This window comes from Enterobacter cloacae complex sp. IR5458 (genome assembly GCF_049238025.1).
GTDB classification, from domain to species: domain Bacteria; phylum Pseudomonadota; class Gammaproteobacteria; order Enterobacterales; family Enterobacteriaceae; genus Enterobacter; species Enterobacter kobei.
In genome coordinates, this window is record NZ_JBMKIF010000001.1 from 252,081 (window position 1) to 278,391 (window position 26,311).

24 protein-coding genes are annotated in these 26,311 nt (G+C 55.4%); 16 read left to right on the forward strand and 8 right to left on the reverse strand.

From position 1 onward, the window contains the following. Window positions 1-39: 39 nt before the first annotated feature. Genes fhuC through fhuB form a run of 3 tightly spaced genes read left to right on the forward strand, consistent with a single transcriptional unit; the run spans window position 40 to window position 3,706 of the window. Entirely contained in the window at window positions 40-837 is a 798-nt protein-coding gene (gene fhuC, locus ACOTYN_RS01155) for a Fe3+-hydroxamate ABC transporter ATP-binding protein FhuC (protein WP_332956071.1), read from the forward strand. Beyond that, window positions 837-1,727 carry a Fe(3+)-hydroxamate ABC transporter substrate-binding protein FhuD gene (fhuD, locus tag ACOTYN_RS01160; RefSeq protein ID WP_071922570.1) on the forward strand — a complete coding sequence of 297 codons (891 nt, stop codon included), beginning with the start codon at window positions 837-839 and terminating at the stop codon, window positions 1,725-1,727. The genes fhuC and fhuD overlap by 1 nt, the downstream gene beginning before the upstream one ends. After that, complete coding sequence (fhuB, locus tag ACOTYN_RS01165; RefSeq protein ID WP_332956068.1) at window positions 1,724-3,706, forward strand: Fe(3+)-hydroxamate ABC transporter permease FhuB; 1,983 nt, start codon at window positions 1,724-1,726, stop codon at window positions 3,704-3,706. The genes fhuD and fhuB overlap by 4 nt, the downstream gene beginning before the upstream one ends. Before the next feature lie 96 nt (window positions 3,707-3,802). Here the strand turns inward: fhuB and hemL are convergent, their stop codons facing one another. Next, complete coding sequence (gene hemL / locus ACOTYN_RS01170) at window positions 3,803-5,083, reverse strand: glutamate-1-semialdehyde 2,1-aminomutase (protein WP_014882616.1); 1,281 nt, start codon at window positions 5,081-5,083, stop codon at window positions 3,803-3,805. A 177-nt stretch (window positions 5,084-5,260) separates the two neighbouring features. Here hemL and clcA point away from each other — a divergent pair, with 177 nt between their 5' ends. Together clcA and erpA are read left to right on the forward strand one after the other, a co-directional pair. Then, on the forward strand, window positions 5,261-6,661 hold the full coding sequence (gene clcA / locus ACOTYN_RS01175; protein WP_023332123.1) for a H(+)/Cl(-) exchange transporter ClcA: 1,401 nt from the start codon (window positions 5,261-5,263) through the stop codon (window positions 6,659-6,661). A 79-nt stretch (window positions 6,662-6,740) separates the two neighbouring features. After that, window positions 6,741-7,085 (forward strand): iron-sulfur cluster insertion protein ErpA, encoded by a 345-nt coding sequence (gene erpA, locus ACOTYN_RS01180; RefSeq protein ID WP_008501923.1) that lies wholly within the window; start codon window positions 6,741-6,743, stop codon window positions 7,083-7,085. A 59-nt stretch (window positions 7,086-7,144) separates the two neighbouring features. Here erpA and ACOTYN_RS01185 read toward each other — a convergent pair whose 3' ends face one another. From ACOTYN_RS01185 to mtnN, 3 genes are read right to left on the reverse strand one after another with little or no spacing between them, the layout of a single operon-like run. Beyond that, entirely contained in the window at window positions 7,145-7,768 is a 624-nt protein-coding gene (locus ACOTYN_RS01185; protein ID WP_014882618.1) for a TRIC cation channel family protein, read from the reverse strand. A 27-nt stretch (window positions 7,769-7,795) separates the two neighbouring features. Then, the gene (gene btuF / locus ACOTYN_RS01190; protein WP_023332124.1) at window positions 7,796-8,596 is read right to left on the reverse strand and encodes a vitamin B12 ABC transporter substrate-binding protein BtuF; all 801 of its coding nucleotides are present in this window, start codon (window positions 8,594-8,596) and stop codon (window positions 7,796-7,798) included. Then, window positions 8,589-9,287 carry a 5'-methylthioadenosine/S-adenosylhomocysteine nucleosidase gene (gene mtnN, locus ACOTYN_RS01195; protein ID WP_023332125.1) on the reverse strand — a complete coding sequence of 233 codons (699 nt, stop codon included), beginning with the start codon at window positions 9,285-9,287 and terminating at the stop codon, window positions 8,589-8,591. Before mtnN ends, btuF begins: the two co-directional genes overlap by 8 nt. Before the next feature lie 82 nt (window positions 9,288-9,369). Here mtnN and dgt point away from each other — a divergent pair, with 82 nt between their 5' ends. The 3 genes from dgt to cdaR all read left to right on the forward strand — a co-directional run bounded on the left by dgt (window position 9,370) and on the right by cdaR (window position 13,756). Beyond that, a complete protein-coding gene (gene dgt, locus ACOTYN_RS01200) occupies window positions 9,370-10,884 on the forward strand; it encodes a dGTPase (protein ID WP_047625872.1) in 1,515 nt (504 codons plus the stop codon). Window positions 10,885-11,015: 131 nt separating this feature from the next. Next, entirely contained in the window at window positions 11,016-12,452 is a 1,437-nt protein-coding gene (gene degP, locus ACOTYN_RS01205; protein ID WP_014882622.1) for a serine endoprotease DegP, read from the forward strand. 146 nt (window positions 12,453-12,598) lie between these two features. Then, complete coding sequence (gene cdaR, locus ACOTYN_RS01210) at window positions 12,599-13,756, forward strand: DNA-binding transcriptional regulator CdaR (protein ID WP_014882623.1); 1,158 nt, start codon at window positions 12,599-12,601, stop codon at window positions 13,754-13,756. A gap of 92 nt (window positions 13,757-13,848) precedes the next feature. Here cdaR and ACOTYN_RS01215 read toward each other — a convergent pair whose 3' ends face one another. Continuing rightward, on the reverse strand, window positions 13,849-14,235 hold the full coding sequence (locus tag ACOTYN_RS01215) for a DUF3461 family protein (protein WP_014168696.1): 387 nt from the start codon (window positions 14,233-14,235) through the stop codon (window positions 13,849-13,851). 320 nt (window positions 14,236-14,555) lie between these two features. Here ACOTYN_RS01215 and ACOTYN_RS01220 point away from each other — a divergent pair, with 320 nt between their 5' ends. Next, the gene (locus ACOTYN_RS01220) at window positions 14,556-15,188 is read left to right on the forward strand and encodes a DNA-binding protein (protein ID WP_071922569.1); all 633 of its coding nucleotides are present in this window, start codon (window positions 14,556-14,558) and stop codon (window positions 15,186-15,188) included. Here the strand turns inward: ACOTYN_RS01220 and dapD are convergent. The 3 genes from dapD to map form a co-directional block, all read right to left on the reverse strand. Next, window positions 15,185-16,009: a 2,3,4,5-tetrahydropyridine-2,6-dicarboxylate N-succinyltransferase gene (gene dapD, locus ACOTYN_RS01225; RefSeq protein WP_008501915.1), complete on the reverse strand. Its 825-nt coding sequence runs from the start codon at window positions 16,007-16,009 to the stop codon at window positions 15,185-15,187. The two genes, ACOTYN_RS01220 and dapD, sit on opposite strands and share 4 nt — an antisense overlap. Window positions 16,010-16,041: 32 nt before the next feature. Beyond that, window positions 16,042-18,717, reverse strand: coding sequence for a bifunctional uridylyltransferase/uridylyl-removing protein GlnD (gene glnD / locus ACOTYN_RS01230; RefSeq protein WP_032637948.1), 2,676 nt, complete (start codon window positions 18,715-18,717; stop codon window positions 16,042-16,044). Window positions 18,718-18,779: 62 nt separating this feature from the next. Further along, on the reverse strand, window positions 18,780-19,574 hold the full coding sequence (gene map, locus ACOTYN_RS01235; protein WP_014882626.1) for a type I methionyl aminopeptidase: 795 nt from the start codon (window positions 19,572-19,574) through the stop codon (window positions 18,780-18,782). Window positions 19,575-19,895: 321 nt separating this feature from the next. On the opposite strand from map, the gene rpsB reads away from it, so the two are divergent. From rpsB to cdsA, 7 genes are all read left to right on the forward strand, one after another. Continuing rightward, on the forward strand, window positions 19,896-20,621 hold the full coding sequence (gene rpsB, locus ACOTYN_RS01240; RefSeq protein WP_003856207.1) for a 30S ribosomal protein S2: 726 nt from the start codon (window positions 19,896-19,898) through the stop codon (window positions 20,619-20,621). 117 nt (window positions 20,622-20,738) lie between these two features. Then, a complete protein-coding gene (gene tsf / locus ACOTYN_RS01245; protein ID WP_014882627.1) occupies window positions 20,739-21,590 on the forward strand; it encodes a translation elongation factor Ts in 852 nt (283 codons plus the stop codon). Between the two features lie 150 nt (window positions 21,591-21,740). Continuing rightward, window positions 21,741-22,466 (forward strand): UMP kinase, encoded by a 726-nt coding sequence (gene pyrH / locus ACOTYN_RS01250; RefSeq protein ID WP_023332129.1) that lies wholly within the window; start codon window positions 21,741-21,743, stop codon window positions 22,464-22,466. 167 nt (window positions 22,467-22,633) lie between these two features. Further along, window positions 22,634-23,191 (forward strand): ribosome recycling factor, encoded by a 558-nt coding sequence (gene frr, locus ACOTYN_RS01255; RefSeq protein ID WP_014882629.1) that lies wholly within the window; start codon window positions 22,634-22,636, stop codon window positions 23,189-23,191. A gap of 95 nt (window positions 23,192-23,286) precedes the next feature. Continuing rightward, complete coding sequence (gene ispC, locus ACOTYN_RS01260; protein ID WP_023332130.1) at window positions 23,287-24,486, forward strand: 1-deoxy-D-xylulose-5-phosphate reductoisomerase; 1,200 nt, start codon at window positions 23,287-23,289, stop codon at window positions 24,484-24,486. Window positions 24,487-24,672: 186 nt separating this feature from the next. Continuing rightward, on the forward strand, window positions 24,673-25,431 hold the full coding sequence (gene ispU / locus ACOTYN_RS01265; protein WP_014882631.1) for a (2E,6E)-farnesyl-diphosphate-specific ditrans,polycis-undecaprenyl-diphosphate synthase: 759 nt from the start codon (window positions 24,673-24,675) through the stop codon (window positions 25,429-25,431). 12 nt (window positions 25,432-25,443) lie between these two features. Continuing rightward, a complete protein-coding gene (gene cdsA, locus ACOTYN_RS01270) occupies window positions 25,444-26,301 on the forward strand; it encodes a phosphatidate cytidylyltransferase (RefSeq protein ID WP_014882632.1) in 858 nt (285 codons plus the stop codon). The last annotated feature ends 10 nt before the right edge of the window (window positions 26,302-26,311 follow it).

The following is a 26,311-nucleotide window of genomic DNA, read 5'->3' on the forward strand; positions in this document are numbered from 1 at the left end:
GCACGGTTCGCCGTGCCCTTTTTATTTAAGTTGGCTGATATGCAGGATAATCAAACGCAATCCGACACCACCTTCACGCTCAATCATCTCTCCTTTCGCGTACCCGGACGCACGTTGCTGTATCCGCTCTCTCTGACGTTCCCGGCCGGTAAAGTGACGGGCCTGATTGGTCACAACGGTTCCGGTAAATCCACGCTCCTTAAGATGCTGGGACGCCATCAGCCGCCGTCTGAAGGGGATATCCTGCTGGACGGACAGCAACTGGAGAGCTGGAGCAGCAAAGCCTTTGCGCGCAAAGTGGCCTATCTGCCGCAGCAGTTGCCGCAGGCGGAAGGGATGACGGTGCGTGAGCTGGTGGCGATTGGGCGTTATCCGTGGCACGGGGCGCTTGGGCGCTTCGGCGTGGCTGACCGGGAGAAAGTGGAAGAGGCGATTGCGCTGGTTGGGCTAAAACCGCTGGCGCACCGTCTGGTGGATAGCCTGTCTGGCGGTGAGCGTCAGCGGGCGTGGATTGCAATGCTGGTGGCTCAGGACAGCCGTTGCCTGCTACTGGATGAACCTACCTCTGCGCTGGATATTGCCCATCAGGTCGACGTGCTGGCGCTGGTACACCGGTTAAGCCAGCAGCGTGGCCTGACGGTGATTGCGGTCCTGCACGATATCAACATGGCGGCGCGCTACTGCGATTATCTTGTCGCGCTACGCGGCGGCGAAATGATTGCGCAGGGAACACCGTCAGAATTGATGCGCAGCGAAACGCTGGAACACATTTACGGTATTCCAATGGGTATCTTGCCTCACCCGGCTGGGGCTGCACCGGTGAGCTTCGTGTACTGATGCTGGACAACACATTTATCAGCCGTCGTCGCCTGTTGACGGCAATGGCGCTCTCACCTCTGCTGTTTAACATGACGACGGCGCGTGCTGCCGCAGTCGATCCTCACCGCATTGTGGCGCTGGAGTGGCTGCCGGTAGAGCTGATGATGGCGCTGGGTGTCACGCCCTATGGCGTGGCGGACATCCCTAACTATAACCTCTGGGTGAACGAGCCGAAGCTGCCGGACTCGGTGATTGACATCGGCCTGCGTACGGAGCCAAACCTCGAACTGCTTACCCAAATGAAACCGTCATTCCTGTTCTGGTCTGCGGGCTATGGCCCGTCAGAAGAGACCATGGCACGTATTGCGCCAGGGCGCGGTTTTTCCTTTAGCGACGGTAAAAAACCGCTGACCGTGGCGAAAAACTCGATCAACGAGATGGCGCATTTCCTCAACCGTGAAACGGAAGCCAAAAAGCATCTCGATGAATTCGATGCCCTGATTGACGTCCTGAAGCCGCGCTTTGCCGGGCGGGGCGATCGCCCGCTGCTGATGGTGACGCTGCTGGATGCCCGCCATATGCTGGTATTCGGTAAAAACTGTCTGTTCCAGGAGGTGCTGGACAGCTTTGGCATTCGCAATGCGTGGGAAGGGGAGATGACCTTCTGGGGCAGTACCGCCGTCGGTATCGATCGTCTGGCGGCGTTTCGTGATGTGGATGTGCTGTGTTTCGACCACGGCAACGAGCGCGAAATGCAAACGCTGATGGCGACGCCGCTCTGGCAGGCGATGCCGTTTGTGCGCGAGAAGCGCTTCCAGCGTGCGCCCGCTGTGTGGTTCTACGGCGCGACGCTATCGGCCATGCATTTTGCCCGCGTACTGGATAACGCGCTGGGAGGTAAAGCATGAGTACCCGTATCGCGCGTTTCCCGGTTTTACTGCTGTCCGTGCTTTTTCTGGCTGCACTGTCATTCACCGGGTTCAATCTCTCGACGGCGTTACCGCGTGCGCAGTGGGGAGCCGCGCTGGTCTCGCCGGATATCGACAATATTCAGCAGATGCTGTTCCACTACAGCCTGCTGCCGCGTCTGGCGATCTCCCTTTTGGTCGGGGCCGGTTTAGGCCTGGTAGGCGTCTTATTCCAGCAGGTATTACGTAACCCGCTGGCGGAGCCAACCACGTTGGGCGTCGCTACCGGGGCGCAGCTTGGGATCACGATCACCACGCTGTGGGCATTGCCCGGCGCGTTAACCTCGCAGTTTGCGGCCCTCGCGGGGGCGTGTGTCGTAGGGGCGCTGGTCTTTGGTGTGGCCTGGGGAAAACGCCTTTCTCCGGTAACGCTGATTCTTGCCGGGCTGGTAGTCAGCCTCTATTGCGGTGCGATTAACCAGCTGCTGGTGCTGTTCAATCACGATCAGCTGCAAAGTATGTTCCTGTGGAGCACCGGCACGCTCACCCAGACCGACTGGAGCATTGTGCAGCGTCTGTGGCCGCAGCTGGCGGGCGGAGTCGTGCTGACGCTGCTGCTCCTGCGTCCGCTGACGCTCATGGGGCTGGATGATGGCGTGGCGCGTAACCTGGGGCTGGCACTGTCGCTGGCACGCCTGGCGGCGCTCACGCTGGCGATTGTGCTGAGCGCTCTGCTGGTTAACGCGGTGGGCATTATCGGCTTTATCGGTCTCTTTGCGCCGCTGCTGGCAAAAATGCTCGGGGCGCGTCGGCTGCTGGCGCGTCTGCTGCTCGCACCGTTGATCGGGGCGCTGATCCTCTGGCTTTCCGATCAGATCATTCTCTGGCTGGCCCGCGTCTGGATGGAAGTGTCTACCGGGTCAGCAACGGCGCTTATCGGTGCGCCGCTGCTGCTGTGGTTGCTCCCGCGTTTGCGCAGCATCAGCGCGCCTGCGATGGACGCGGGCGATAAGGTCTACGCGGAACGTCAGTCGGTACTGTGGTTTAGCCTTGCCGGTCTGGGAGTCTTGCTTCTCGCCTCGTTTGCCGCACTCGCGTTTGGGCGCGATGCCGCAGGCTGGCACTGGGCAACGGGTGATTTACTCAACGAATTACTGCAATGGCGCTGGCCGCGGATCCTCTCCGCGCTTATTGCCGGTGTGATGCTGGCGGTTGCTGGCTGTATTATTCAGCGTCTGACCGGTAACCCGATGGCGAGCCCGGAAGTGCTGGGGATCAGCTCCGGTGCCGCCTTTGGCGTGGTGCTGATGCTGTTCCTGGTGCCAGGGAACGCGTTTGGCTGGTTGATGCCTGCCGGGAGTATCGGTGCGGCGGTGACGCTGATGATTATTCTGATTGCCTCTGGCCGCGGCGGATTTTCCCCGCACCGGATGTTGCTGGCCGGGATGGCGCTCAGCACGGCCTTTACGATGCTGTTGATGATGCTGCAGGCGAGTGGCGATCCGCGAATGGCGAAGATTCTGACCTGGATTTCTGGCTCAACCTACAACGCGACCGCCAGCCAGGTTGTGCATTCCGGGATCGTAATGATTGTGCTGCTGGCGATTGTGCCGCTGTGTCGTCGCTGGATGACCATTCTGCCGCTCGGCGGCGAAACGGCGCGGGCTGTGGGCATGGCGCTGACGCCTACGCGTGTCGCACTTCTCCTGCTGGCAGCGTGCCTCACGGCAACGGCAACCATGACTATTGGCCCGCTGAGCTTCGTCGGGTTGATGGCACCGCATATCGCCAGAATGATGGGGTTCCGCCGGACAATGCCGCACATTGTGATGTCAGCCCTGACGGGCGGAGTCATTCTGGTATTTGCGGACTGGTGTGGAAGGATGGTGCTGTTCCCTTACCAGATCCCGGCGGGACTGCTGTCGACCTTTATAGGCGCGCCGTATTTTATTTATCTGTTGAGAAAGCAGAGTCGGTAGTCAGGTGCGGCCTGATGCCCTCACCCCGGCCCTCTCCCACGGGGAGAGGGAGAATATCGTAGGCCGGGTAAGCGTTAGCGCCACCCGGCAATTCCCTTAAAGCTTCGCAAACACCTTACGCGCCGCGTCGATGGTGTTATTGATATCTTCTTCGCTGTGCGCCACGGACATAAAGCCCGCTTCAAACGCCGACGGCGCCAGGTACACACCTTCTTCCAGCATCAGGTGGAAGAAGCGCTTGAAGCGTTCAACATCGCACTTCACGACGTCCTGATAGCAGGTCACGGTTGGCGCATCGGTGAAGAAAATCCCGAACATGCCGCCGACGTGATTGACCACCAGTGGGATACCCGCCTCTTCTGCGGCTTCCAGCAGACCGTTAGCCAGTTGAGTCGTCAGGTCGGTCAGGGTTTCGTGAATACCTGGTTGCGCCACTTCGGTCAGGCAGGCGAAGCCTGCTGCCATCGCAATCGGGTTGCCGGAAAGGGTACCAGCCTGGTAGACCGGGCCCGTTGGCGCCAGCGCTTCCATCACATCCTTACGGCCGCCGAATGCGCCAACAGGCATGCCGCCGCCGATGATTTTGCCGAGGCAGGTCAGGTCCGGCTCAACGCCATAATAAGACTGGGCACCCGCCAGCGCTACGCGGAAGCCGGTCATCACTTCGTCGATGATCAGCAAGGCACCAAACTCATCGCACAGGGCGCGCAGGCCCGGCAGGAAGTCCGGCTGCGGTGGAATGCAGTTCATGTTGCCCGCTACCGGTTCAACGATGATGCAGGCGATCTCCTGCGGATACTGCTCGAACGCCGCGCGAACGGTGTTCAGATCGTTATAGGTACAGGTCAGGGTATGCTTAGCGAAATCCGCCGGCACGCCAGGCGAGTTTGGCTGGCCGAGGGTCAGCGCGCCGGAGCCTGCTTTCACCAGTAAACAGTCTGCGTGGCCGTGGTAGCAGCCTTCGAATTTAATGATTTTATCGCGACCGGTAAAACCGCGCGCCAGGCGGATCGCGCTCATGGTCGCTTCGGTACCGGAGTTCACCATACGTACCATGTCCATGGTCGGCACCAGTTCGGTCACCAGCTCCGCCATCTTCACTTCCATTTCGGTTGGCGCACCGAAGCTCAGGCCACGCTGAGCGGCTTCAATGACCGCGTTACGAATGGCTGGGTGGTTGTGCCCGAGCACCATCGGTCCCCAGGAACCGACATAATCGATATAGGCTTTGCCATCGACATCATACAGATACGCGCCGTCAGCACGTTCAATAAACAGCGGCGTACCGCCCACGCCGGTAAAGGCGCGAACAGGCGAGTTCACACCACCTGGAATAAGCTCCCGGGCTGCACTGTAGAGGTTTTCAGACTTGCTCATGGCGTCGTTCCTGGTTCGTATAAAATGATTAAGCACACTATTCTAAGTGATTCGCAGTAGGTTATGAAATTTTTAGCCAGATAATGCTTTAAGATTTGTTAAGTATTTTTAAGGGGACGGAGGGAATGTCTCTGGTAAAATCTCCTCGGCTTTTTGTATGACGAATAAGAACAGGACATGAAATCAGATTCTCCGTCTTTTGAAGAACAACAGTTTACGCGCGCTCAGCACCGGATCAGTATTCGGCGGCTGCTCAATCGCGATAAAACGCCGCTGGCGATCCTGCTGGCTGCAGCCGTGGTGGGGACTCTCGCCGGTTTGGTTGGCGTGGCGTTTGAAAAAGCGGTCAATGCCGTACTCAACTGGCGAGTGGGCACCGTCGCGGGTTTTGCCGATAGCCGGTGGCTGGTCTGGGTCGGGGCATTTGGACTGTCGGCGCTGTTTGCCATGGTGGGGTATTTTCTGGTGCGTAAATTCGCCCAGGAGGCCGGCGGGTCTGGCATCCCGGAAATTGAAGGTGCACTGGAAGAGTTGCGCCCGGTGCGCTGGTGGCGCGTGATCCCGGTTAAATTCATCGGCGGTATGGGGACGCTGGGCGCGGGGATGGTGCTGGGCCGGGAAGGGCCAACGGTACAACTGGGGGGCAACGTCGGACGCATGGTGGGCGATCTGTTCCGGATGCGAAGCGCCGAAGCGCGCCATACGCTGCTCGCCACCGGTGCGGCGGCGGGTCTTTCAGCGGCGTTTAACGCACCGCTGGCGGGCATATTGTTCATCATCGAAGAGATGCGCGCGCAGTTCCGCTACAACCTGATCTCCATTAAAGCCGTGTTTACCGGCGTTATTATGTCGAGCATTGTTTTCCGCCTCTTCAATGGCGAAGGGGCGGTAATTGAGGTGGGTAAACTGACCAACGCGCCGGTCAACACCCTGTGGCTTTACCTGATCCTCGGCATGATTTTTGGCGTGGTGGGGCCGCTGTTTAACACCTGCATCTTACGTGCTCAGGATATGTTCCAGCGTATTCATGGCGGCAATACGACGAAATGGGTGCTGATGGGCGGCCTGCTGGGCGGGATGTGCGGCGTGCTCGGCTTTATTGAGCCGAATGCCGCAGGCGGCGGCTTCGGGCTGATCCCCATCGCCGCAGCGGGAAATTTCAGCGTCGGTCTGCTGCTGTTTATGTTTATCTCCCGGGTTATCACAACGGTTCTGTGCTTCTCCTCCGGTGCACCCGGCGGGATTTTCGCCCCGATGCTGGCGCTTGGTACGCTGCTGGGCACCGCGTTTGGTATGGCAGCCAAAGTGGGCTTCCCGGCGTATCATCTTGATGCTGGCACCTTCGCGGTGGCCGGCATGGGGGCACTGCTGGCTGCGTCTCTGCGTGCACCGTTGACCGGTATCGTGCTGGTGCTGGAGATGACAGATAATTACCAGCTCATTTTGCCAATGATCATTACCTGTCTCGGGGCGACACTATTAGCCCAATTCCTGGGCGGGAAACCGCTATACTCCACCATCCTCGCGCGTACCCTGGCAAAGCAAGAGGCGGAGCGGGCCGCCGCGCAGAATACTTGAATGAATTACCAGGGTATTAGATAATGACGAAAAGAATTGGGTGAATTTTACCCAATAGCAGTATTCATGGGAGCATAAGATGAGTGATGACGTAGCTGTGCCGCTGGAATTTACCGAAGCAGCAGCCAACAAAGTGAAAACCCTGATTGCCGACGAAGACAATCCGGATCTGAAACTGCGTGTCTATATTACCGGTGGCGGCTGCAGCGGCTTCCAGTACGGTTTTACTTTTGACGATCAGGTGAACGATGGTGATATGACCATCGAGAAGCAGGGCGTTGCGCTGGTGGTTGACCCGATGAGCCTGCAGTATTTGGTCGGCGGTTCAGTGGATTACACCGAAGGTCTGGAAGGGTCACGCTTTGTGGTGACTAACCCGAACGCAACCAGCACTTGCGGGTGTGGTTCTTCGTTCAGTATTTAAGCCTGAATGCGGATTTGTAGGCCCGGTAAGCGAAGCGCCACCGGGCTTATAAACGACGCCTATCTTGAATTTTCATCCAGCGCAAACGTCGGCAGCTTCAGGTGCCAGCGTATTGCCGCCAGACGAATCACCAGCGTCACGACCATCCCCAGCATCGCAGCATTTTCCAGCGGCACCGCAAAGGTGTAATACGCCGTGGCGTGCACAATCCCGCCAATAATACAGGCAGTAGCATAGATCTCGGTACGCAGGATCATCGGTACTTCACGCGCCAGAATGTCGCGAATAATGCCGCCGCCCACGCCGGTTAATACGCCCATGCAGATCGCGACCATCGGGCCGGTTCCGGCATTGAAGGCTTTATTGACGCCAATACCGACAAACACGGCCAGACCCACGGCATCCAGCACCGGGAGTATCCATTTCGGTAATCTGCGGGGCTGGCGAACCAGCACAATGGTTAACAGACAGGTCACCATGGCTACCACCAGATCGGTCGGATCTTTCACCCAAAACACCGGGCCATTCGCCAGCGCCATATCACGGATAGTCCCGCCGCCAACGGCAGTGACTACGCCAAGCACCAGCACGCCAAACGGATCCATGCGTAGTTTTCCGGCGAGCAGAACGCCGGAGATAGCAAAAACGGCTGTGCCAAGAATATCCAGCCAATAAACGAGCATCGTTAAATCCTCGAAAAAGGTCTTCTGTTAGTGACTCTCTGCCAGTGCGGCACAGAGCTGTTTTGCGGCGAGGATAATACGCGGGCTGGCGCGTTCAAACCAGTCACTGTTGAGTGGGATCACCGGAATTTTTAGCTGGCTTTGCCAGAATTGTTTAATTTTAGGAATCTCGCTCGCATTTCCGACCACGACGATGGCCTGCGGCTGGCGCGCCAGAACCTGCTCACGGCTAACCTGCGGCCACGGTACCCGGCTGGCAGCAAAAATATTTTCACCGCCACACACTTCCAGGACCTGGTTCTGAATTGACCCTTTACCTGTGGTAAACAGCGGCTGACTGCCAAACTGCAGGAAGATGCGCTTTTTAACGGACGTATCGTATTGAGCTTTCAGCGCAGCATAGTCATTGAGCATCTGGCTCGCCGCATGCCTGGCTTTTTCAGGCGCAGGGCTATAAGGGGCAAGGGCTCGCAGTGCCTGAGCGACTTGCTCAATACTTACGGCGTCAACCCACATGACCTTGATGCCAAGCGAGGTAAGCTGATTGACCTGCCGTTCGGCGTTACCGCCACGCCAGGCCAGCACGAGATCGGGTCTCAGCGCCACGATGCGCTCAAGGTTCATCCCTTGCCAGGTCGCAACGTGTTCAATGTTGGCCGCCTGGGGGGGGTAATCCGAAAAGCTACTCACGCCAACGGGGGTGATGCCAGCGGCAAAGGCCAGCTCGGTGTTAGCGGGAGAGAGCGTAATTACGCGAGGCGCGGCACAGAGCCACGCTGAAGCAAGCAGAAGCAGGGCGGCAAGCGCCCTGAGGGATGGTTTAGCCACGTGCCAGGTTCTGCACCAGGCGTTCCACCATCACGGTGGACTGTTTTGCCGCAACGGTCAGGAACTCGTCGAAGCTGATGTGAGACTGCTGGTCTGCGACGTCAGAGATGGCGCGAACCACCACGAACGGTACGCTGAAGTTGTGGCAAACGTGCGCAATCGCGGTCGCTTCCATCTCAACGGCAACCGCCTGCGGGAAGTTATGACGGATTTTTGCCAGACCGACGGAGCCATTGATGAACGCATCACCGCTGACAATCAGGCCGCGTACCGCGTTAAGATTGAGCTCAGCAATACAGGTTTCAGCCGCCGCAATCAGTTTGTCGTCAGCTTTAAACCCTGCCGGGCAGCCCGGGAGTTGACCGTATTCGTAGCCAAACGCGGTTACGTCGGCATCGTGATAACGCGCTTCGTCGGAGACAACGATATCGCCCACTTTCAGCGTCGGCGCCAGGCCGCCAGCCGAACCGGTGTTCACGATCACGTCCGGCTTGCAGCGCTCAAGCAGCAGGGTCGCACCCAGCGCAGCAGCCACTTTACCGATGCCTGATTTCAGCAGAGCCACGTCAACACCGTTAAGCTGACCGGTGTAGATCTCACCCCCCCCCAGAGAGAGGGTCTGACGGTTCTCAATTTTGTCACGCAGGAGCGTAACTTCTTCTTCCATTGCACCAATAATGCCGATTTTCATAGATTTACTCGCGATGTGCCTTGTTAAGATGCATAGTCTATCATGCGGTTAAGGGGAAACGCATTCTCACGCGGGGGAGCACATGTCACCAATCGATTTTCGTACCAAAATTAACTGGCACCGACGTTTCCGCTCGCCACAGGGCGAGAAGAGCGAACATGAGATCCTGCGTATCTTCGAAAGCGATCGAGGAAGGATTATTAACTCGCCCGCCATCCGGCGTTTGCAGCAAAAAACGCAGGTGTTTCCGCTGGAGCGTAATGCCGCTGTACGCACGCGCTTAACCCACTCAATGGAAGTGCAGCAGGTCGGGCGGTATATTGCCAAAGAGATTTTAAGCCGTCTCAAAGAGCTACGTTTACTGGAAACCTATGGTCTGGACGAGCTGACGGGGCCCTTCGAGAGCATCGTTGAGATGGCCTGCCTGATGCATGACATCGGCAATCCGCCTTTTGGTCACTTTGGCGAGGCGGCAATTAATGACTGGTTTAAACAACGCCTTCATCCGTCGGATGCGGCAAGCCAGCCGCTCAGCGATGACCGCTGCATCGTGCGGGATTTACGTCTGCGTGAAGGTGAAGAAGGGCTTAACGATCTGCGTCGCAAAGTGCGTCAGGATCTCTGTCACTTCGAGGGCAATGCCCAGGGTATCCGACTGGTACATTCTCTGATGCGCATGAACCTGACCTGGGCGCAGGTCGGCTGTATCCTGAAATATACGCGTCCCGCGTGGTGGACGGGAGAGACGCCTGCATCCCACAGCTATTTAATGAAGAAACCGGGCTACTACCTTTCCGAAGAGGCCTATATTGAACGGCTGCGTAAAGAACTTTCATTGACGCCAAACGGTCGCTTTCCATTAACCTGGATTATGGAAGCCGCGGATGATATTTCCTATTGCGTCGCTGACCTGGAAGATGCCGTTGAGAAAAGAATATTCAGCGTCGAGGAGCTTTACCAGCACCTTTATGCCGCCTGGGGAAACCACGAAAAAGGTTCACTGTTTGCTCAGGTTGTCGAAAATGCCTGGGAAAAGTCGCGCTCAAATACATTAAGCCGCAGCACGGAAGACCAGTTCTTTATGTATTTGCGCGTCAATACATTAAATAAACTGGTGCCCTACGCAGCCTCGCGCTTTATCGATAATCTGCCGCAGATTTTCAGCGGGGAATTCAATCACGCGCTGCTGGAAGATGACAGCAGTTTCAGTCAACTCCTTGAGCTCTATAAACATGTGGCGATGCGGCATGTGTTCAGCCATCCGGATGTCGAGCAGCTCGAACTGCAGGGCTACCGGGTAATCAGTGGGTTACTGGAAATTTATTCTCCGTTGCTTCAGCTGTCGGTCGACGAATTCAGTGAGCTGGTGGAAAAAGAACGCGTGCGACGAATTCCCATCGAATCCCGGCTTTATCAAAAACTTTCAACCCGTCATCGGCTGGCCTATGTCGAAGCGATAAGTAAGCTGGATCGTCACGCTACGCAGTGGCCGGTAATGGAATATTATTATCGCTGCCGTCTTATCCAGGACTATATCAGCGGCATGACGGATTTGTATGCCTGGGATGAATACCGCAAGCTAATGGCTGTGGAATAAACGCTGAGTTTTGTAAAGACAGCCAATAAATTTTTACCTTTTCCATAAACTTATGGCCGGAACTAAGCGGTATAAAATGAATCTGAGTTACACAGCAATTTTGCGTTACCTGTAAATCGAGATTGAGAAACATGAAAAAAACCACATTAGCAATGAGTGCACTGGCTCTGAGTTTAGGTTTAGCGCTGTCTCCTCTGACTGCTACCGCAGCCGAGACCGCGTCATCGGCAGCAACCGCGCAGCAGATGCCAAGCCTGGCACCGATGCTCGAAAAAGTGATGCCATCGGTGGTGAGTATTAACGTTGAGGGGAGTACGACCGTCAATACGCCGCGTATGCCGCGTAACTTCCAGCAGTTCTTTGGTGACAACTCACCGTTCTGCCAGGACGGTTCGCCATTCCAGAGTTCCCCGTTCTGTCAGGGCGGTGGTGCAGGGGATGACAGCCAGGGCGGCGGCCAGCAACAGAAATTCATGGCGCTTGGCTCGGGGGTCATTATCGATGCAGCGAAAGGCTACGTCGTGACCAACAACCACGTGGTTGATAACGCGAACAGCATTAAGGTTCAGCTGAGCGATGGCCGTAAGTTCGACGCAAAAGTGGTCGGCAAAGACCCGCGTTCCGATATTGCGCTGATCCAGATTCAGGATCCGAAAAACCTGACGGCGATTAAAATTGCCGACTCTGATGCGCTGCGCGTAGGTGACTACACCGTGGCTATCGGTAACCCGTTCGGTCTGGGCGAAACCGTGACCTCAGGTATCGTCTCTGCACTGGGCCGTAGCGGCCTGAACGCAGAGAACTATGAAAACTTTATTCAGACGGATGCGGCCATCAACCGCGGTAACTCCGGCGGTGCGCTGGTGAACCTGAACGGCGAGCTGATCGGTATTAACACCGCGATCCTGGCGCCGGACGGCGGCAACATCGGGATCGGTTTTGCTATCCCGAGCAACATGGTGAAAAACCTGACCGCGCAGATGGTGCAGTACGGCCAGGTGAAACGCGGCGAGCTGGGCATTTTGGGCACCGAGCTGAACTCTGAGCTGGCAAAAGCGATGAAAGTGGATGCCCAGCGCGGCGCGTTCGTCAGCCAGGTGATGCCGAACTCCTCTGCTGCGAAAGCAGGGATTAAAGCGGGTGACGTGATCACCTCCCTGAACGGTAAACCGATCAGCAGCTTTGCAGCCCTGCGTGCGGAAGTCGGCTCTATGCCGATTGGCAGCAAAGTGACCCTCGGTCTGCTGCGTGACGGTAAGCCGGTCAACGTGAGCCTGGAGCTGCAGCAGAGCAGCCAGAATCAGGTTGATTCCAGCACCATCTTCAGCGGTATTGAAGGCGCTGAGATGAGCAATAAGGGCGCAGACAAAGGTGTGGTAGTGAATAACGTGAAGGCGAATTCACCTGCTGCCCGTATCGGCCTGAAAAAAGGGGATGTGATCATGGGCGCTAACCAGCAGCCGGTGAAAAACATCGCTGAACTGCGCAAAATTCTCGACAGCAAACCGTCCGTGCTGGCGTTGAATATTCAGCGTGGTGATACCTCTATCTACCTGCTGATGCAGTAATCCTCTTAAGCCCCTGTACGCAGGGGCTTTCTTGTTTCTGTGACTTTTCCCACAACTCCATACTTCTTCCGCTCTCTTTGTGCATTCGCACAATGCAGCCGTCACTGAACTTCCCTATGCTTGAGCTCTGCTCAGAGGAGGGTGACATGGCTGGCTGGCATCTTGATACCAAAATGGCGCAGGATATCGTGGCGCGCACGATGCGCATCATTGATACCAACATCAATGTAATGGATGCCCGTGGGCGCATTATTGGTAGTGGCGATCGTGAGCGCATTGGTGAATTGCACGAAGGCGCGCTTTTGGTGCTCTCTCAGGGGCGTGTGGTTGATATCGACGATGCGGTTGCGAAACACCTGCACGGCGTGCGCCAGGGCATCAATTTACCGCTGCGCCTTGAAGGCGAGATTGTGGGGGTTATCGGCCTGACCGGCGAGCCGGAGTCCCTGCGTAAATATGGCGAGCTGGTCTGTATGACGGCGGAAATGATGCTGGAGCAGTCGCGCCTGATGCATCTGCTCGCCCAGGACAGCCGCCTGCGCGAAGAGCTGGTGATGAACCTTATCCAGGCGGAAGAGCTTACGCCTGCACTCAGCGAATGGGCGCAGCGCCTGGGGATCGACCTCAATCAGCCGCGCGTGGTGGCGGTGATCGAGGTCGATAGCGGTCAGCTTGGCGTAGACAGCGCGATGGCCGAACTGCAGCAGCTGCAAAATGCGCTGACGACACCGGAACGCGATAACCTGGTGGCGATAGTCTCGCTGACGGAAATGGTGGTGCTCAAACCCGCGCTCAATCCGTTTGGCCGCTGGGATGCCGAAGATCATCGTCGTCGCGTGGAACTGCTGATTTCCCGGATGCAGGAGAACGGTCAACTGCGTTTTCGCGTTGCGCTCGGCAATTACTTTTCCGGGCCGGGCAGTATTGCCCGCTCCTGGCGCACCGCGCGCACCACCATGATGGTGGGTAAGCAGCGGATGCCGGAGAGCCGCAGTTATTTCTATCAGGACCTGATGCTGCCGGTGCTGCTCGACAGCCTGCGTGGCGGCTGGCAGGCCAACGAGCTGGCGCGGCCATTAGCGCGCCTGAAAGCGATGGACAACAACGGCCTGCTGCGCCGGACGCTGCAGGCGTGGTTCCGCCATAACGTGCAGCCGCTGGCGACGTCGAAGGCGTTGTTTATTCATCGCAATACGCTGGAGTACCGGCTTAACCGGATTTCGGAGCTAACGGGGCTGGATCTGGGGAATTTTGACGACAGGCTGCTGCTGTATGTGGCGTTGCAGCTGGATGAGCAGAGATGACTGAGTGCGGTCTGGTGCCCTCACCCCATCCCTCTCCCACGGGGAGAGGGCGCAAACATTAAAAACGGCAATCAGGGACTGCCGTTTTGCTTTTATTTCCGAGTTAACTTCTCAAGATCCGCTTCAATCTCGCTGATCTTATTGGTAACAACGCTTTCAAGGTGACGCAGATCGTCAAGGATCTTACGCTTGAGATCGACTTCAGTGCGGTCGCGCTGACAAATCTGATCGAGTTCATCGATCACATAGCGCAGGTTAGGGCTGATTTCCTGAACTTCTTTGTACCCCTGGCCTACGCCGTCCGCGACGACGGTCTTACGCTGGCGTGGATATTTAAACTTCACGCTTTTGGCGAAAAACTCGCCTTTATCCTTGTGAAAATAAATTTTTAAGATGTCGTTGTTGGCTTCCTGGCGGAGGCTGTAACGATCAATTTCATCAGGATTGGTAATGCCCAGACTTTTCAGATTATCGTACATAGCGGTACCCTTATCTCAACATAACCTTTGAATAATTAATGAAAAAATTCCTTTTTGCCACCCTCGGGTTCAAAAAAAGCGGGGTCGATCCTGATTACCTTTCACTGACATTACCGAGCAGGGAAAATAAATGCTCCCACTCGTTTATTGTTGTTTTTAACGACCACGTCAAGCGGAAATCAACGTAATAAGGTAATCATTTCTCTCAACCTTAATGCAGCATCGTGAGAGTCGTGAGAAAAGGCGAGCGAGACGGTATTCAAAGCCGGGGAATTCAGGCAAAGTTATCGCACGAAAGCGTAGGCTGCGGGGATAATGACATGTCAGGACGCATTGATTATCAAATTGAAAAATATAGCTTTGGTGCCGTAGAGGAGAACCAAAGACTCACGCATCAGTGGGCAGAAGTCGCCGCCGAATGCCGCCAGCTTCAGGCGGGGGCGGAGGAGCGTTTACGCATTGCCTTGCTCAACGTGGATTATGTCACCAGCTTCGAATTGCCATTTCGGCTGATACTGATCCGCGCCCCGCAGCTAATTGCCGGGCTGCGCGATGAGTTTCAGCTAAACCAGAAGAACGTCATCTTCAACGGCAAGCGCTTTGGCTGCGTTTACAGCCTGAAGGGCGATCTGGATGCGATCCCCGACGCTTTTCAATACCGCATGACCACCCGCATTCGACGGGTCGATCCCACCGGGCTTACGGCGGAGCCATTCCGGCAGATTGCCAGAGAGGTCAAAGCGCCGCGTGAGCGACTGAAGCTGGCGCTGGAATCGGGTCTGGCTGTGACTGCGCTTGACGGGCTTTTCTGGTTGGGGAGCCAGCGTATGGCGGCGGATATTGCAGGGTTGAGAAGAAAGGGAATGGTAATCGTGACTGCGGAAACGGACGTCTTTGATGATTACACCGGGACGCACAGGCGGGTCCCGGTGTATCAACGGGTCAGCGATTAGTCGATGGTGCGCAGCAGTTCGTTGATACCGACTTTACCGCGGGTTTTCGCATCCACTTTCTTCACGATAACGGCACAGTACAGGCTGTATTTGCCATCTTTCGACGGCAGGTTACCGGAAACGACCACGGAACCCGCCGGAACGCGGCCGTAGTGAACTTCGCCGGTTTCGCGATCGTAAATACGGGTGCTCTGGCCGATGTAAACGCCCATGGAGATCACGGAACCCTCTTCCACGATCACGCCTTCAACCACTTCTGAACGTGCGCCGATGAAGCAGTTGTCTTCGATGATGGTTGGGTTAGCCTGCAGTGGCTCCAGAACACCACCGATGCCCACGCCGCCGGACAGGTGAACGTTTTTACCGATTTGGGCACAGGAACCGACGGTAGCCCAGGTATCCACCATCGTACCTTCGTCAACGTAGGCACCGATGTTCACGTAGGATGGCATCAGCACGGTGTTGCGTGCGATGAACGCGCCCTGACGCACTGCCGCAGGCGGCACCACGCGGAAGCCTTCTTTCTGGAAACGCGCTTCGTCGTAATCCGCGAATTTCATTGGGACTTTATCGAAGTAGCGGCTTTCTGCTCCGTCGATAACCTGGTTATCGTTGATACGGAAAGAGAGCAGCACCGCTTTCTTCAGCCATTGATGAGTAACCCACTGACCGTCGATTTTTTCTGCCACGCGCAGCGCGCCGGAATCCAGCAGGGAAATCACCTGGTTTACCGCTTCACGGGTCACGGTATCCACATTTGCCGGGGTAATCTCGGCGCGACGCTCAAAAGCGGACTCAATAACGTTCTGTAACTGCTGCATTGTTTACTCTTTCCATTTCACTAAAAAACACGTCACCCTTTATCGTTTGGATTGAGGGCTGCTGTCAACCGTTGTTGCACTTCAAGTTGCAGGTCATTATTAAGGGCACGCCGGTCGGCGGTGGCGATTATAAATAAATCTTCTACTCGCTCGCCAATGGTTGTAATTCGGGCGCCATGAAGCGAAATTCCCAGATCGGCAAAAACCTGGCCGACGCGGGCGAGCAGCCCTGGCTGGTCGAGCGCGATCAGCTCCAGGAACGATTTACGGTCGGTGTGGGTCGGCAGGAAATTGACCTCGGTATCGACGGTAAAGTGGCGCAATTTCGCCGGCTGGCGACGCGGCTGCGGTGGCTGCCAGCTGCGCTGAGTGATCGCCTGTTCCAGACCGAAGCGTATCCCTTCATGCCTGTCCGACGAGAGCGGACTGCCATCCGGCTCCAGCACGATAAAGGTATCCATCGCCATGCCGTCGCGGGTGGTAAAAATCTGCGCGTCGTGAACGCTCAGGTTACGCCTGTCCAGCTCGGCGCAGACCGCAGCAAACAGATAAGGCCGATCCGGGCTCCAGATGAAGATCTCCGTCCCGCCGCGCGTCGCCTGTGGGCTAAGCAGGATCATCGGCTGCGACAGATCGTGCTTCAGCAGATGTCGCGCGTGCCAGGCAAGCTGGTTTGGGCTGTGGCGGACAAAATAGTTGGCACGGCAGCGGGCCCAAATCTGATGCAGTGCTTCTTCATCAATGTTATCCATCCGCAGCAGCGCCAGGGCCTGCAGCTGGTGATGGCGCACGCGTTCGCGCATGTCCGGGGTGTTTTGCATCCCGCGACGCAGCTGTTTTTCGGTAGCAAAATAGAGCTCGCGCAGCAGGCTTTGCTTCCAGCTGTTCCACAGGGTTTCATTGGTGGCACAAATATCCGCGACCGTCAGGCACACCAGATAGCGCAGACGGTTCTCCGTCTGGACCTCTTCGGCGAATTGCTTAATTACCTCTGGATCCTGAATATCACGACGCTGGGCAGTGACTGACATCAGCAGGTGATGGCGTACCAGCCAGGCGACCAGCTGCGTTTCGCGCGAGTTGAGCCCATGCAGCTCGGCAAATTTCAGCACGTCCTGCGCACCCAGCACCGAGTGGTCTCCACCGCGGCCTTTGGCGATGTCGTGGAACAGGGCGGCAATCAGGATCAGTTCCGGATGGGTGAGGCGCGGCCACAGCTCCACGCAAAGCGGGTGGCGGGATCGCGTCTCTTCTTTCGCAAAGCTTTCCAGCTTGAGCATGACGCGGATCGTGTGCTCATCCACCGTGTAGGCGTGAAAGAGATCGAACTGCATCTGTCCGACGATGTGCGACCACTGCGGCATATAGGCCCACAGCACGCTATGACGGTGCATTGGCAGCAGACCACGGCTGACGGCGCCAGGATGACGGAGCATACTCAAAAACAGCGAGCGCGCTTCCGGGATATAGCACAGAGGCTGCGTCAGATGACGGCGCGCATGGCGCAGATGGCGCAGGGTGGTGGAGTAGATCCCGGTAATCGTGCTGTTGCGCACCATGGTGTAGAACATTCGCAGGATCGCTTCCGGCTCGCGGATAAACAGCGTTTCGTCCCGCAGGTCGATAAGCGTGCCGCGCAGCTGGAATTCGTCATCAATTGGGCGCGGCTTTTCGTCCGCCGTCAGGGCCAGAATGGCCTCGTCGAACAGCTGCAACAGCATCTGGTTCAGCTCGGTCACCCGGCGGGTGACGCGGAAGAAATCCTTCATCATCTGCTCAACCGGTTCGTTACCTTCGCCCTGATAATTCAATCGCTGCGCCACGCTGAGCTGGCGGTCAAACAGCAGGCGGTTATCGTAGCGGGTCACTTCCAGATGCAGGGCAAAACGGATGCGCCACAGCAGATGCAGGCACTCGTTCAGTTCGTTACGTTCGGCCTCGGTTAAAAAGCCAAAGCCGACCATCTCGTCCATTGAGGTGGCGCCAAAGTGGCGGCGGGCCACCCACTGTAGCGTGTGGATGTCGCGCAGGCCGCCGGGGCTGCTTTTAATATCGGGTTCAAGATTGTAACTGGTGCCGTGGTAGCGCTGATGGCGATGATTTTGCTCCTCGACCTTCGCGGCGAAGAATTTTTCTGACGGCCAAAAGCCGTCGCTGAAGATGTGTTTTTGCAGCTCCAGGAACAGCGCCACGTCACCGATCAGCAGACGGGTTTCAATCAGGTTGGTGGCGACGGTCAGGTCAGATAAGCCCTCCAGCAGGCACTCTTCCAGGGTTCTCACGCTGTGTCCCACTTCCAGCTTCACGTCCCAGAGCAGGGTCAGCAGCTCGCCAATCTTCTGCGCCTGTTCGTCCGGTAGCTTTTTACGGCTTAAGATCAGGAGATCGATATCGGAAAGTGGATGAAGTTCACCGCGGCCATAGCCCCCGACGGCAACCAGCGCGATGTCGCTCACCTGCCCGAAACCGTAGTCGATCCACAGACGCTGCAGGAGCTGGTCGATAAATTCGGTGCGCGCTTCAATAAGTTGCTCGGCTGAGACCCCTGCGTCGAACGCGCTGCCCAGCCAGCGATGGAAAACATCCATATGGGCTTTGATATGCGCGCAGGTCAGCTCGTGCGACGGCCAGACGCCCGGGTTATCGGGCTGGTCGGGAAGGGTGGGAAGTGCTGTGTTAGCATACTGTTCGGGTAAGAGATTACTCATCGTGCGCCACCCATAAGAAAAAGCTATCGCCATTAAAAAAGCCGGCATTTGCCGGCTTCTTATCACTCAATGTTCGTCAGTATCGCCGGGATGGTGTCATCCTTGCGCAACGTCATAATTTCGCAGCCGTTGTCTGTTACCACAATAGTATGCTCGTACTGAGCAGACAAGCTTCTGTCTTTGGTTTTCACCGTCCAGCCATCTTTCATGGTGCGGATGCGGTAGTCACCGGCGTTGACCATCGGCTCGATGGTGAAGGTCATACCCTTTTGCAGCACCACGCCGCCGTCATCGGCATCATAGTGCAGAACCTGGGGTTCTTCATGGAAAACGCGGCCAATACCGTGACCGCAGTATTCGCGCACGACGGAGAACCCTTCCGCTTCTACAAACTTCTGGATGGCAGCACCAATGGTACGCAGGCGAATACCCGGCTTAACCATTTTCAGCGCCAGGTACAGGCTCTCTTGTGTCACTTTGCACAGACGCTCGCCCAGAATCGTTGGCTTGCCGACAATGAACATCTTAGAGGTGTCACCGTGGTACTCGTCTTTAATGACGGTCACGTCGATGTTGACGATGTCGCCATCTTTCAGCAGTTTTTCGTCGTCCGGGATACCGTGACAAACCACTTCATTAATAGAAATGCAGACGGATTTCGGGAAACCGTGGTAGCCGAGGCAGGCGGAAACCGCGTGCTGTTCGTTCACGATATAGTCGTTACAGATGCGGTCCAGTTCACCGGTGCTGACGCCCGGCTTCACGAACGGTTCGATCATTTCCAGCACTTCCGCGGCCAGACGACCGGCGACGCGCATCTTTTCAATTTCTTCAGGTGTCTTAATAGAGATAGCCATGTAATCTGTCCATCGGTGTCGATTTTTTCGACAATACTAGTCTAAGTGTCGTCAATGGTATCAGTCAGGCACGCTCCGTGCCAAATTGAGAATCATTAACAGCACACTCCGCCAACAACTGTTGGTTTCTGGTCGTGTTTTGTGGTATAAAGCGCGCCGGACTTCCGATCCATCTCAGATACACAGGCTGGACGGGAGCGACAAATCTCACTTTGTGTAACAACACACACGTATCGGCACATATTCCGGGGTGCCCTTCGGGGTCGGTAATATGGGATACGTGGAGGCATAACCCCAACTTTCAATATAGAGGTTTTAAACATGGCAACTGTTTCCATGCGCGATATGCTCAAGGCTGGTGTTCACTTTGGTCACCAGACCCGTTACTGGAACCCGAAAATGAAGCCTTTCATCTTCGGCGCGCGTAACAAAGTTCACATCATCAACCTTGAGAAAACTGTACCAATGTTCAACGAAGCCCTGGCTGAGCTGAACAAGATCTCTTCCCGTAAAGGTAAGATTCTGTTCGTTGGTACTAAGCGCGCTGCAAGCGAAGCTGTGAAAGATGCTGCTAACAGCTGCGACCAGTTCTTCGTGAACCATCGCTGGTTGGGCGGCATGCTGACCAACTGGAAAACTGTTCGTCAGTCCATCAAGCGCCTGAAAGATCTGGAAACCCAGTCTCAGGACGGTACTTTCGACAAGCTGACTAAGAAAGAAGCGCTGATGCGCACTCGTGAACTGGACAAGCTGGAAAACAGCCTGGGCGGTATCAAAGATATGGGCGGCCTGCCAGACGCGCTGTTCGTAATCGATGCAGACCACGAGCACATCGCTATCAAAGAAGCTAACAACCTGGGTATCCCGGTATTCGCTATCGTTGATACCAACTCCGATCCGGACGGTGTTGACTTCGTTATCCCGGGTAACGACGACGCAATCCGTGCTGTTAGCCTGTACCTGAGCGCTGTAGCTGCTACCGTTCGTGAAGGCCGTTCCCAGGATCTGGCTTCTCAGGCGGAAGAAAGCTTCGTAGAAGCTGAATAATAAGGTTTTACCCCTTATTAGTACCGTGTATGAATAGGGGCCCATTACCGGCCCCTTTTTTCAATTTACACTGTTTGGCCCCCGGCCGGGCAGTTCACATCTCCCGAGGATTTAAGAATGGCTGAAATTACCGCATCCCTGGTAAAAGAGCTGCGCGAGCGTACTGGCGCAGGCATGATGGATTGCAAAAAAGCGCTGACTGAAGCGAACGGCGACATCGAGCTGGCAATCGAAAACATGCGTAAATCCGGTGCGATCAAAGCAGCTAAAAAAGCAGGCAACGTTGCTGCTGACGGCGTGATCATCACCAAAATCGACGGCAACTACGGCATCATTCTGGAAGTTAACTGCCAGACTGACTTCGTTGCTAAAGATGGCGGTTTCCAGGCATTTGCGAACAAAGTTCTGGACGCAGCGGTTGCTGGCAAAATCACTGACGTTGAAGTTCTGAAAGCACAGTTCGAAGAAGAACGTGTTGCGCTGGTTGCTAAAATCGGTGAGAACATCAACATCCGTCGCGTTTCTTCTCTGGAAGGCGACGTTCTGGGCTCTTACCAGCACGGTGCACGTATCGGTGTTCTGGTTGCGGCTAAAGGCGCTGACGAAGAGCTGGTTAAACAGCTGGCCATGCACATCGCTGCAAGCAAACCAGAATTCGTTAAGCCAGAAGACGTGTCTGCTGAAGTGGTAGAAAAAGAGTACCAGGTTCAGCTGGACATCGCGATGCAGTCTGGTAAGCCAAAAGAAATCGCAGAGAAAATGGTTGAAGGCCGCATGAAGAAATTCACCGGCGAAGTTTCTCTGACTGGCCAGCCTTTCGTTATGGATCCAAGCAAGTCTGTTGCTCAGCTGCTGAAAGAGCACAACGCTGACGTAACTGGCTTCATCCGCTTCGAAGTGGGCGAAGGCATCGAGAAAGTTGAGACTGACTTCGCAGCAGAAGTTGCTGCAATGTCCAAGCAGTCTTAATGATTGAAAAGGAGCCGCCTGAGGGCGGCTTCTTTTTGTCACCCGTCATATGAAATCAGACAGGCTCCAGTATCGCTGTGCTGATTTGCGGCATATCATGTCGCCAGAATTAACTCCCATCTTAATCGTTGACAGTCTCAGGAAAGAAACATGGCTACCAATGCAAAACCCGTGTACAAACGCATTCTGCTTAAGCTGAGTGGCGAAGCGCTGCAGGGATCGGAAGGCTTCGGTATTGACGCAAGCATCCTTGATCGCATGGCACAGGAAATCAAAGAACTGGTCGAACTGGGTATCCAGGTTGGCGTGGTCATTGGCGGTGGCAACCTTTTCCGTGGTGCTGGTCTGGCGAAAGCGGGGATGAACCGCGTTGTGGGCGACCACATGGGTATGCTGGCAACCGTCATGAATGGCCTGGCGATGCGTGATGCGCTCCACCGCGCCTATGTGAATGCCCGCCTGATGTCCGCGATTCCACTGAATGGCGTATGCGATAATTACAGCTGGGCAGAGGCGATCAGCCTGCTGCGCAACAACCGCGTGGTGATCCTCTCCGCCGGTACGGGTAACCCGTTCTTTACGACCGATTCCGCTGCCTGCCTGCGCGGTATTGAGATCGAAGCCGATGTGGTACTGAAAGCGACCAAAGTAGACGGCGTGTTTACTGCCGACCCGGCAAAAGATCCTTCCGCCACCATGTACGATCAGCTGAGCTACGGCGAAGTGCTGGAAAAAGAGCTGAAAGTGATGGATCTTGCCGCCTTCACGCTGGCTCGCGACCACAAACTGCCGATCCGTGTCTTCAACATGAATAAGCCAGGCGCACTGCGTCGCGTGGTCATGGGCGAAAAAGAAGGCACTTTGATCACGGAATAATTTCCGTCGGCGATAAATACAGGTAAGATTCCGCTTTATTTTGTAGTGGTATCTTACCCGGGCGCGCCTTTGGCGTTGTCATGAATTAAACGCGACTATACTTAGCACACCTGTAGCGCTGTGCTGGCGGATAGTCTGCCTGAGACAAGTTTTCAAGGATTCGTAACGTGATTAACGACATCAGAAAAGATGCTGAAGTACGCATGGAAAAATGCGTAGAAGCGTTCAAAACCCAAATCAGCAAAATCCGTACTGGCCGTGCTTCCCCAAGCCTGCTGGATGGCATCATCGTGGAATACTACGGTACGCCAACCCCTCTGCGTCAGCTGGCGAGCGTGACGGTAGAAGATACCCGTACGCTGAAAATCAACGTGTTCGATCGCTCTATGAGCCCGGCGGTTGAGAAAGCAATCATGGCCTCTGACCTCGGTCTGAACCCAAGTTCTGCCGGTTCTGATATCCGCGTTCCACTGCCTCCACTGACGGAAGAGCGTCGTAAAGATCTGATCAAAGTGGTGCGTGGCGAAGCTGAGCAGGGTCGCGTATCCGTGCGTAACGTTCGCCGTGACGCGAACGATAAAGTGAAAGCGCTGCTGAAAGAAAAAGAGATCAGTGAAGATGACGATCGTCGTTCTCAGGACGACATTCAGAAAATGACCGACGCAGCGATCAAGAAAATTGATGCGGCGCTGGCAGATAAAGAAGCGGAACTGATGCAGTTCTGATTTCTGTCGTACACTGATAAACGCCGTTCAGAGGGACTTCGGGTCTTGCTGGCGGCGTTTTGCTTTTATCTGGTCTAACTTTTTTCGGGCATCCCATGAAGCATTTAACTCTCCTTGGCTCAACCGGCTCTATCGGTTGCAGTACTCTCGACGTCGTCCGCCACAATCCTGAACATTATACCGTGACCGCGCTGGTCGCCGGTAAGAACGTGCAGCGCATGGTCGAGCAGTGCCTGGAGTTTATGCCACGTTATGCGGTTATGGATGACGATGAGAGCGCGCGTCAGCTGAAAACTCTGCTGCTTGAGAAGGGCAGTCGAACCGAGGTGCTGAGTGGGTCGCAGGCGGCCTGCGACATGGCGGCGCTGGATGAGGTTGACCAGGTCATGGCGGCCATTGTCGGTGCGGCCGGGTTGTTGCCGACGCTTGCGGCAATAGATGCGGGTAAAGATGTTCTGCTGGCCAACAAAGAGTCGCTGGTGACCTGTGGACGTCTGTTTATGGACGCGGTGAAGCAGCGCGGGGCGCGTCTTTTGCCGGTCGACAGCGAGCACAACGCCATTTTTCAGAGTTTACCGCAACCTTTTCAACAGAACCTGGGGTACGCTGACCTGGAGCAGAATGGCGTCGTGTCGATTCTGCTTACCGGGTCTGGTGGCCCGTTCCGTGAAACGCCACTGTCTGAACTGAGCGCAATGACGCCGGATCAGGCGTGTCGTCATCCGAACTGGTCAATGGGACGTAAAATCTCCGTTGACTCCGCCACCATGATGAATAAAGGTCTGGAATACATTGAAGCTCGCTGGCTGTTTAATGCGTCAGCGAAACAGATGGAAGTTCTGATTCACCCGCAATCGGTCATTCACTCGATGGTGCGCTATCAGGATGGCAGCGTGCTGGCACAGCTGGGCGAGCCGGATATGCGTACGCCCATCGCCCATACAATGGCGTGGCCAAACCGGGTGAAATCGGGCGTGAAGCCGCTTGATTTTTGTAAGCTAAGTTCCCTGACGTTCAGTGAACCCGATTACGATCGCTATCCTTGTCTGAAGCTTGCGATGAACGCCTTCGACCAGGGACAGGCGGCGACGACGGCACTGAATGCAGCCAACGAAATTACCGTTGACGCATTTCTGCATCAGCAAATCCGCTTTACCGATATCGCAACGTTGAATTTATCGGTACTGGAAATAATGGATTTGCGTGAGCCTCAAAGTGTGGAAGAGGTGCTGGCGGTCGATGCTGCTGCACGTGATATTGCGCGTAAACAGGTGAGCCGCCTCGCAAGCTGGTGATAAAGCAAGCACTAGTCGTCGTGCTATTTGTTAGCTTTGGGCTTCAGTGATATAGTCTGCGCCACCTGATCGCAGGAATTTGACTTTATGTGGTCAGGTAAGCCGTGGTTTGACACGGCTTTTTTATGTACAGGCTTAAGTATTCCTGAGTACCGTTAAATCCTTTTCAGGGACAAAAAACGCGTTATGTTGTCTGCGAATCAACCAATAAGCGAAAACTTGCCAGCTCATGGCTGCCGTCATGTAGCAATCATTATGGATGGCAATGGCCGCTGGGCGAAAAGACAAGGGAAGATACGAGCCTTTGGGCATAAAGCAGGGGCGAAATCCGTTCGCCGCGCCGTTTCTTTTGCCGCGAATAACGGCATTGATGCGTTAACGCTCTATGCTTTTAGCAGTGAAAACTGGAATCGACCGCCGCAGGAAGTGACTGCGTTGATGGAACTGTTTGTGTGGGCGCTCGACAGCGAAGTAAAAAGCCTGCACCGCCACAACGTCCGCCTGCGTATCATTGGCGATACCAGTCGTTTTAACTCACGTTTGCAGGAACGGATTCGTAAAGCAGAAGCGCTGACTGAAAATAATACCGGTCTGACGCTCAATATCGCGGCGAATTACGGCGGACGCTGGGATATTATCCAGGGCGTTCGGCATCTGGCCGAACAGGTTCAGGAAGGGCTGTTGAGACCCGACCAGATTGATGAAGAGGCGCTGAGCAAGCAAATCTGCATGAATGAGCTGGCACCTGTGGATTTGGTAATTAGGACAGGGGGGGAACATCGCATAAGTAACTTTTTGATATGGCAAATTGCCTATGCCGAACTTTACTTTACAGATGTTCTTTGGCCCGATTTTGATGAACAAGACTTTGAAGGTGCGCTGCATGCCTTTGCCAATCGAGAGCGTCGTTTCGGCGGCACCGAGCCAGGTGGCGACAACGCCTGATGGGGGTAGCTTTTGCTGAAGTATCGCCTGATTTCCGCTTTTGTATTAATACCCATTGTCATTGCGGCGCTGTTTTTACTGCCCCCGGTGGGATTCGCTATTGTCACGCTGGTGGTCTGCATGCTCGCGGCGTGGGAATGGGGACAGTTTAGCGGCTTTACCTCGCGCAATCAGCGAGTATGGCTTGCGGTACTCTGTGGCTTTATTCTGGCCATAATGTTGTTTACGTTGCCTGAATATCACCACGATATTCATCAGCCGCTGGTTGCCGGCTCCTTGTGGATATCGCTGGCCTGGTGGGTGGCGGCATTGCTGCTGGTTCTTTTTTATCCAGGCTCTGCGGCGTTATGGCGTAATTCGAAAGTGTTGCGACTCATTTTTGGTCTGCTCACCATTGTGCCTTTTTTCTGGGGGATGGTCGCGCTACGCGCCTGGCACTATGACGAAAACCACTATAGCGGTGCGATCTGGCTGCTTTATGTGATGATTCTCGTCTGGGGGGCTGACTCCGGGGCCTATATGTTTGGTAAACTGTTCGGCAAACATAAACTGGCGCCGAAGGTGTCTCCAGGGAAAACCTGGCAAGGATTCATCGGCGGCTTGTTTACGGCTGCAGTTATCTCCTGGGGCTATGGCGTCTGGGCGGATCTGGCAGTGGCTCCGTCAATACTGCTGGTATGCTCTATTTTTGCAGCGCTTGCCTCAGTGCTCGGTGATTTAACCGAAAGTATGTTTAAGCGTGAAGCAGGGATTAAGGACAGCGGACATCTGATTCCAGGGCATGGCGGTATACTGGATCGCATTGACAGCCTGACAGCGGCTGTTCCAGTGTTTGCTTGCCTGCTTTTACTGGTATTCGGGACGATTTAACGGAAGGTTT

Bases quoted from the DNA above. Each gene is read 5' to 3' on its own strand.
- fhuC (WP_332956071.1), top strand. From the start codon at position 40: ATGCAGGATAATCAAACGCAATCCGACACCACCTTCACGCTCAATCAT.
- fhuD (WP_071922570.1), top strand. From the start codon at position 837: ATGCTGGACAACACATTTATCAGCCGTCGTCGCCTGTTGACGGCAATG.
- fhuB (WP_332956068.1), top strand. From the start codon at position 1,724: ATGAGTACCCGTATCGCGCGTTTCCCGGTTTTACTGCTGTCCGTGCTT.
- hemL (WP_014882616.1), bottom strand. From the start codon at position 5,083: ATGAGCAAGTCTGAAAACCTCTACAGTGCAGCCCGGGAGCTTATTCCA.
- clcA (WP_023332123.1), top strand. From the start codon at position 5,261: ATGAAATCAGATTCTCCGTCTTTTGAAGAACAACAGTTTACGCGCGCT.
- erpA (WP_008501923.1), top strand. From the start codon at position 6,741: ATGAGTGATGACGTAGCTGTGCCGCTGGAATTTACCGAAGCAGCAGCC.
- ACOTYN_RS01185 (WP_014882618.1), bottom strand. From the start codon at position 7,768: ATGCTCGTTTATTGGCTGGATATTCTTGGCACAGCCGTTTTTGCTATC.
- mtnN (WP_023332125.1), bottom strand. From the start codon at position 9,287: ATGAAAATCGGCATTATTGGTGCAATGGAAGAAGAAGTTACGCTCCTG.
- dgt (WP_047625872.1), top strand. From the start codon at position 9,370: ATGTCACCAATCGATTTTCGTACCAAAATTAACTGGCACCGACGTTTC.
- degP (WP_014882622.1), top strand. From the start codon at position 11,016: ATGAAAAAAACCACATTAGCAATGAGTGCACTGGCTCTGAGTTTAGGT.
- cdaR (WP_014882623.1), top strand. From the start codon at position 12,599: ATGGCTGGCTGGCATCTTGATACCAAAATGGCGCAGGATATCGTGGCG.
- ACOTYN_RS01215 (WP_014168696.1), bottom strand. From the start codon at position 14,235: ATGTACGATAATCTGAAAAGTCTGGGCATTACCAATCCTGATGAAATT.
- ACOTYN_RS01220 (WP_071922569.1), top strand. From the start codon at position 14,556: ATGTCAGGACGCATTGATTATCAAATTGAAAAATATAGCTTTGGTGCC.
- dapD (WP_008501915.1), bottom strand. From the start codon at position 16,009: ATGCAGCAGTTACAGAACGTTATTGAGTCCGCTTTTGAGCGTCGCGCC.
- glnD (WP_032637948.1), bottom strand. From the start codon at position 18,717: ATGAGTAATCTCTTACCCGAACAGTATGCTAACACAGCACTTCCCACC.
- map (WP_014882626.1), bottom strand. From the start codon at position 19,574: ATGGCTATCTCTATTAAGACACCTGAAGAAATTGAAAAGATGCGCGTC.
- rpsB (WP_003856207.1), top strand. From the start codon at position 19,896: ATGGCAACTGTTTCCATGCGCGATATGCTCAAGGCTGGTGTTCACTTT.
- tsf (WP_014882627.1), top strand. From the start codon at position 20,739: ATGGCTGAAATTACCGCATCCCTGGTAAAAGAGCTGCGCGAGCGTACT.
- pyrH (WP_023332129.1), top strand. From the start codon at position 21,741: ATGGCTACCAATGCAAAACCCGTGTACAAACGCATTCTGCTTAAGCTG.
- ispC (WP_023332130.1), top strand. From the start codon at position 23,287: ATGAAGCATTTAACTCTCCTTGGCTCAACCGGCTCTATCGGTTGCAGT.
- ispU (WP_014882631.1), top strand. From the start codon at position 24,673: ATGTTGTCTGCGAATCAACCAATAAGCGAAAACTTGCCAGCTCATGGC.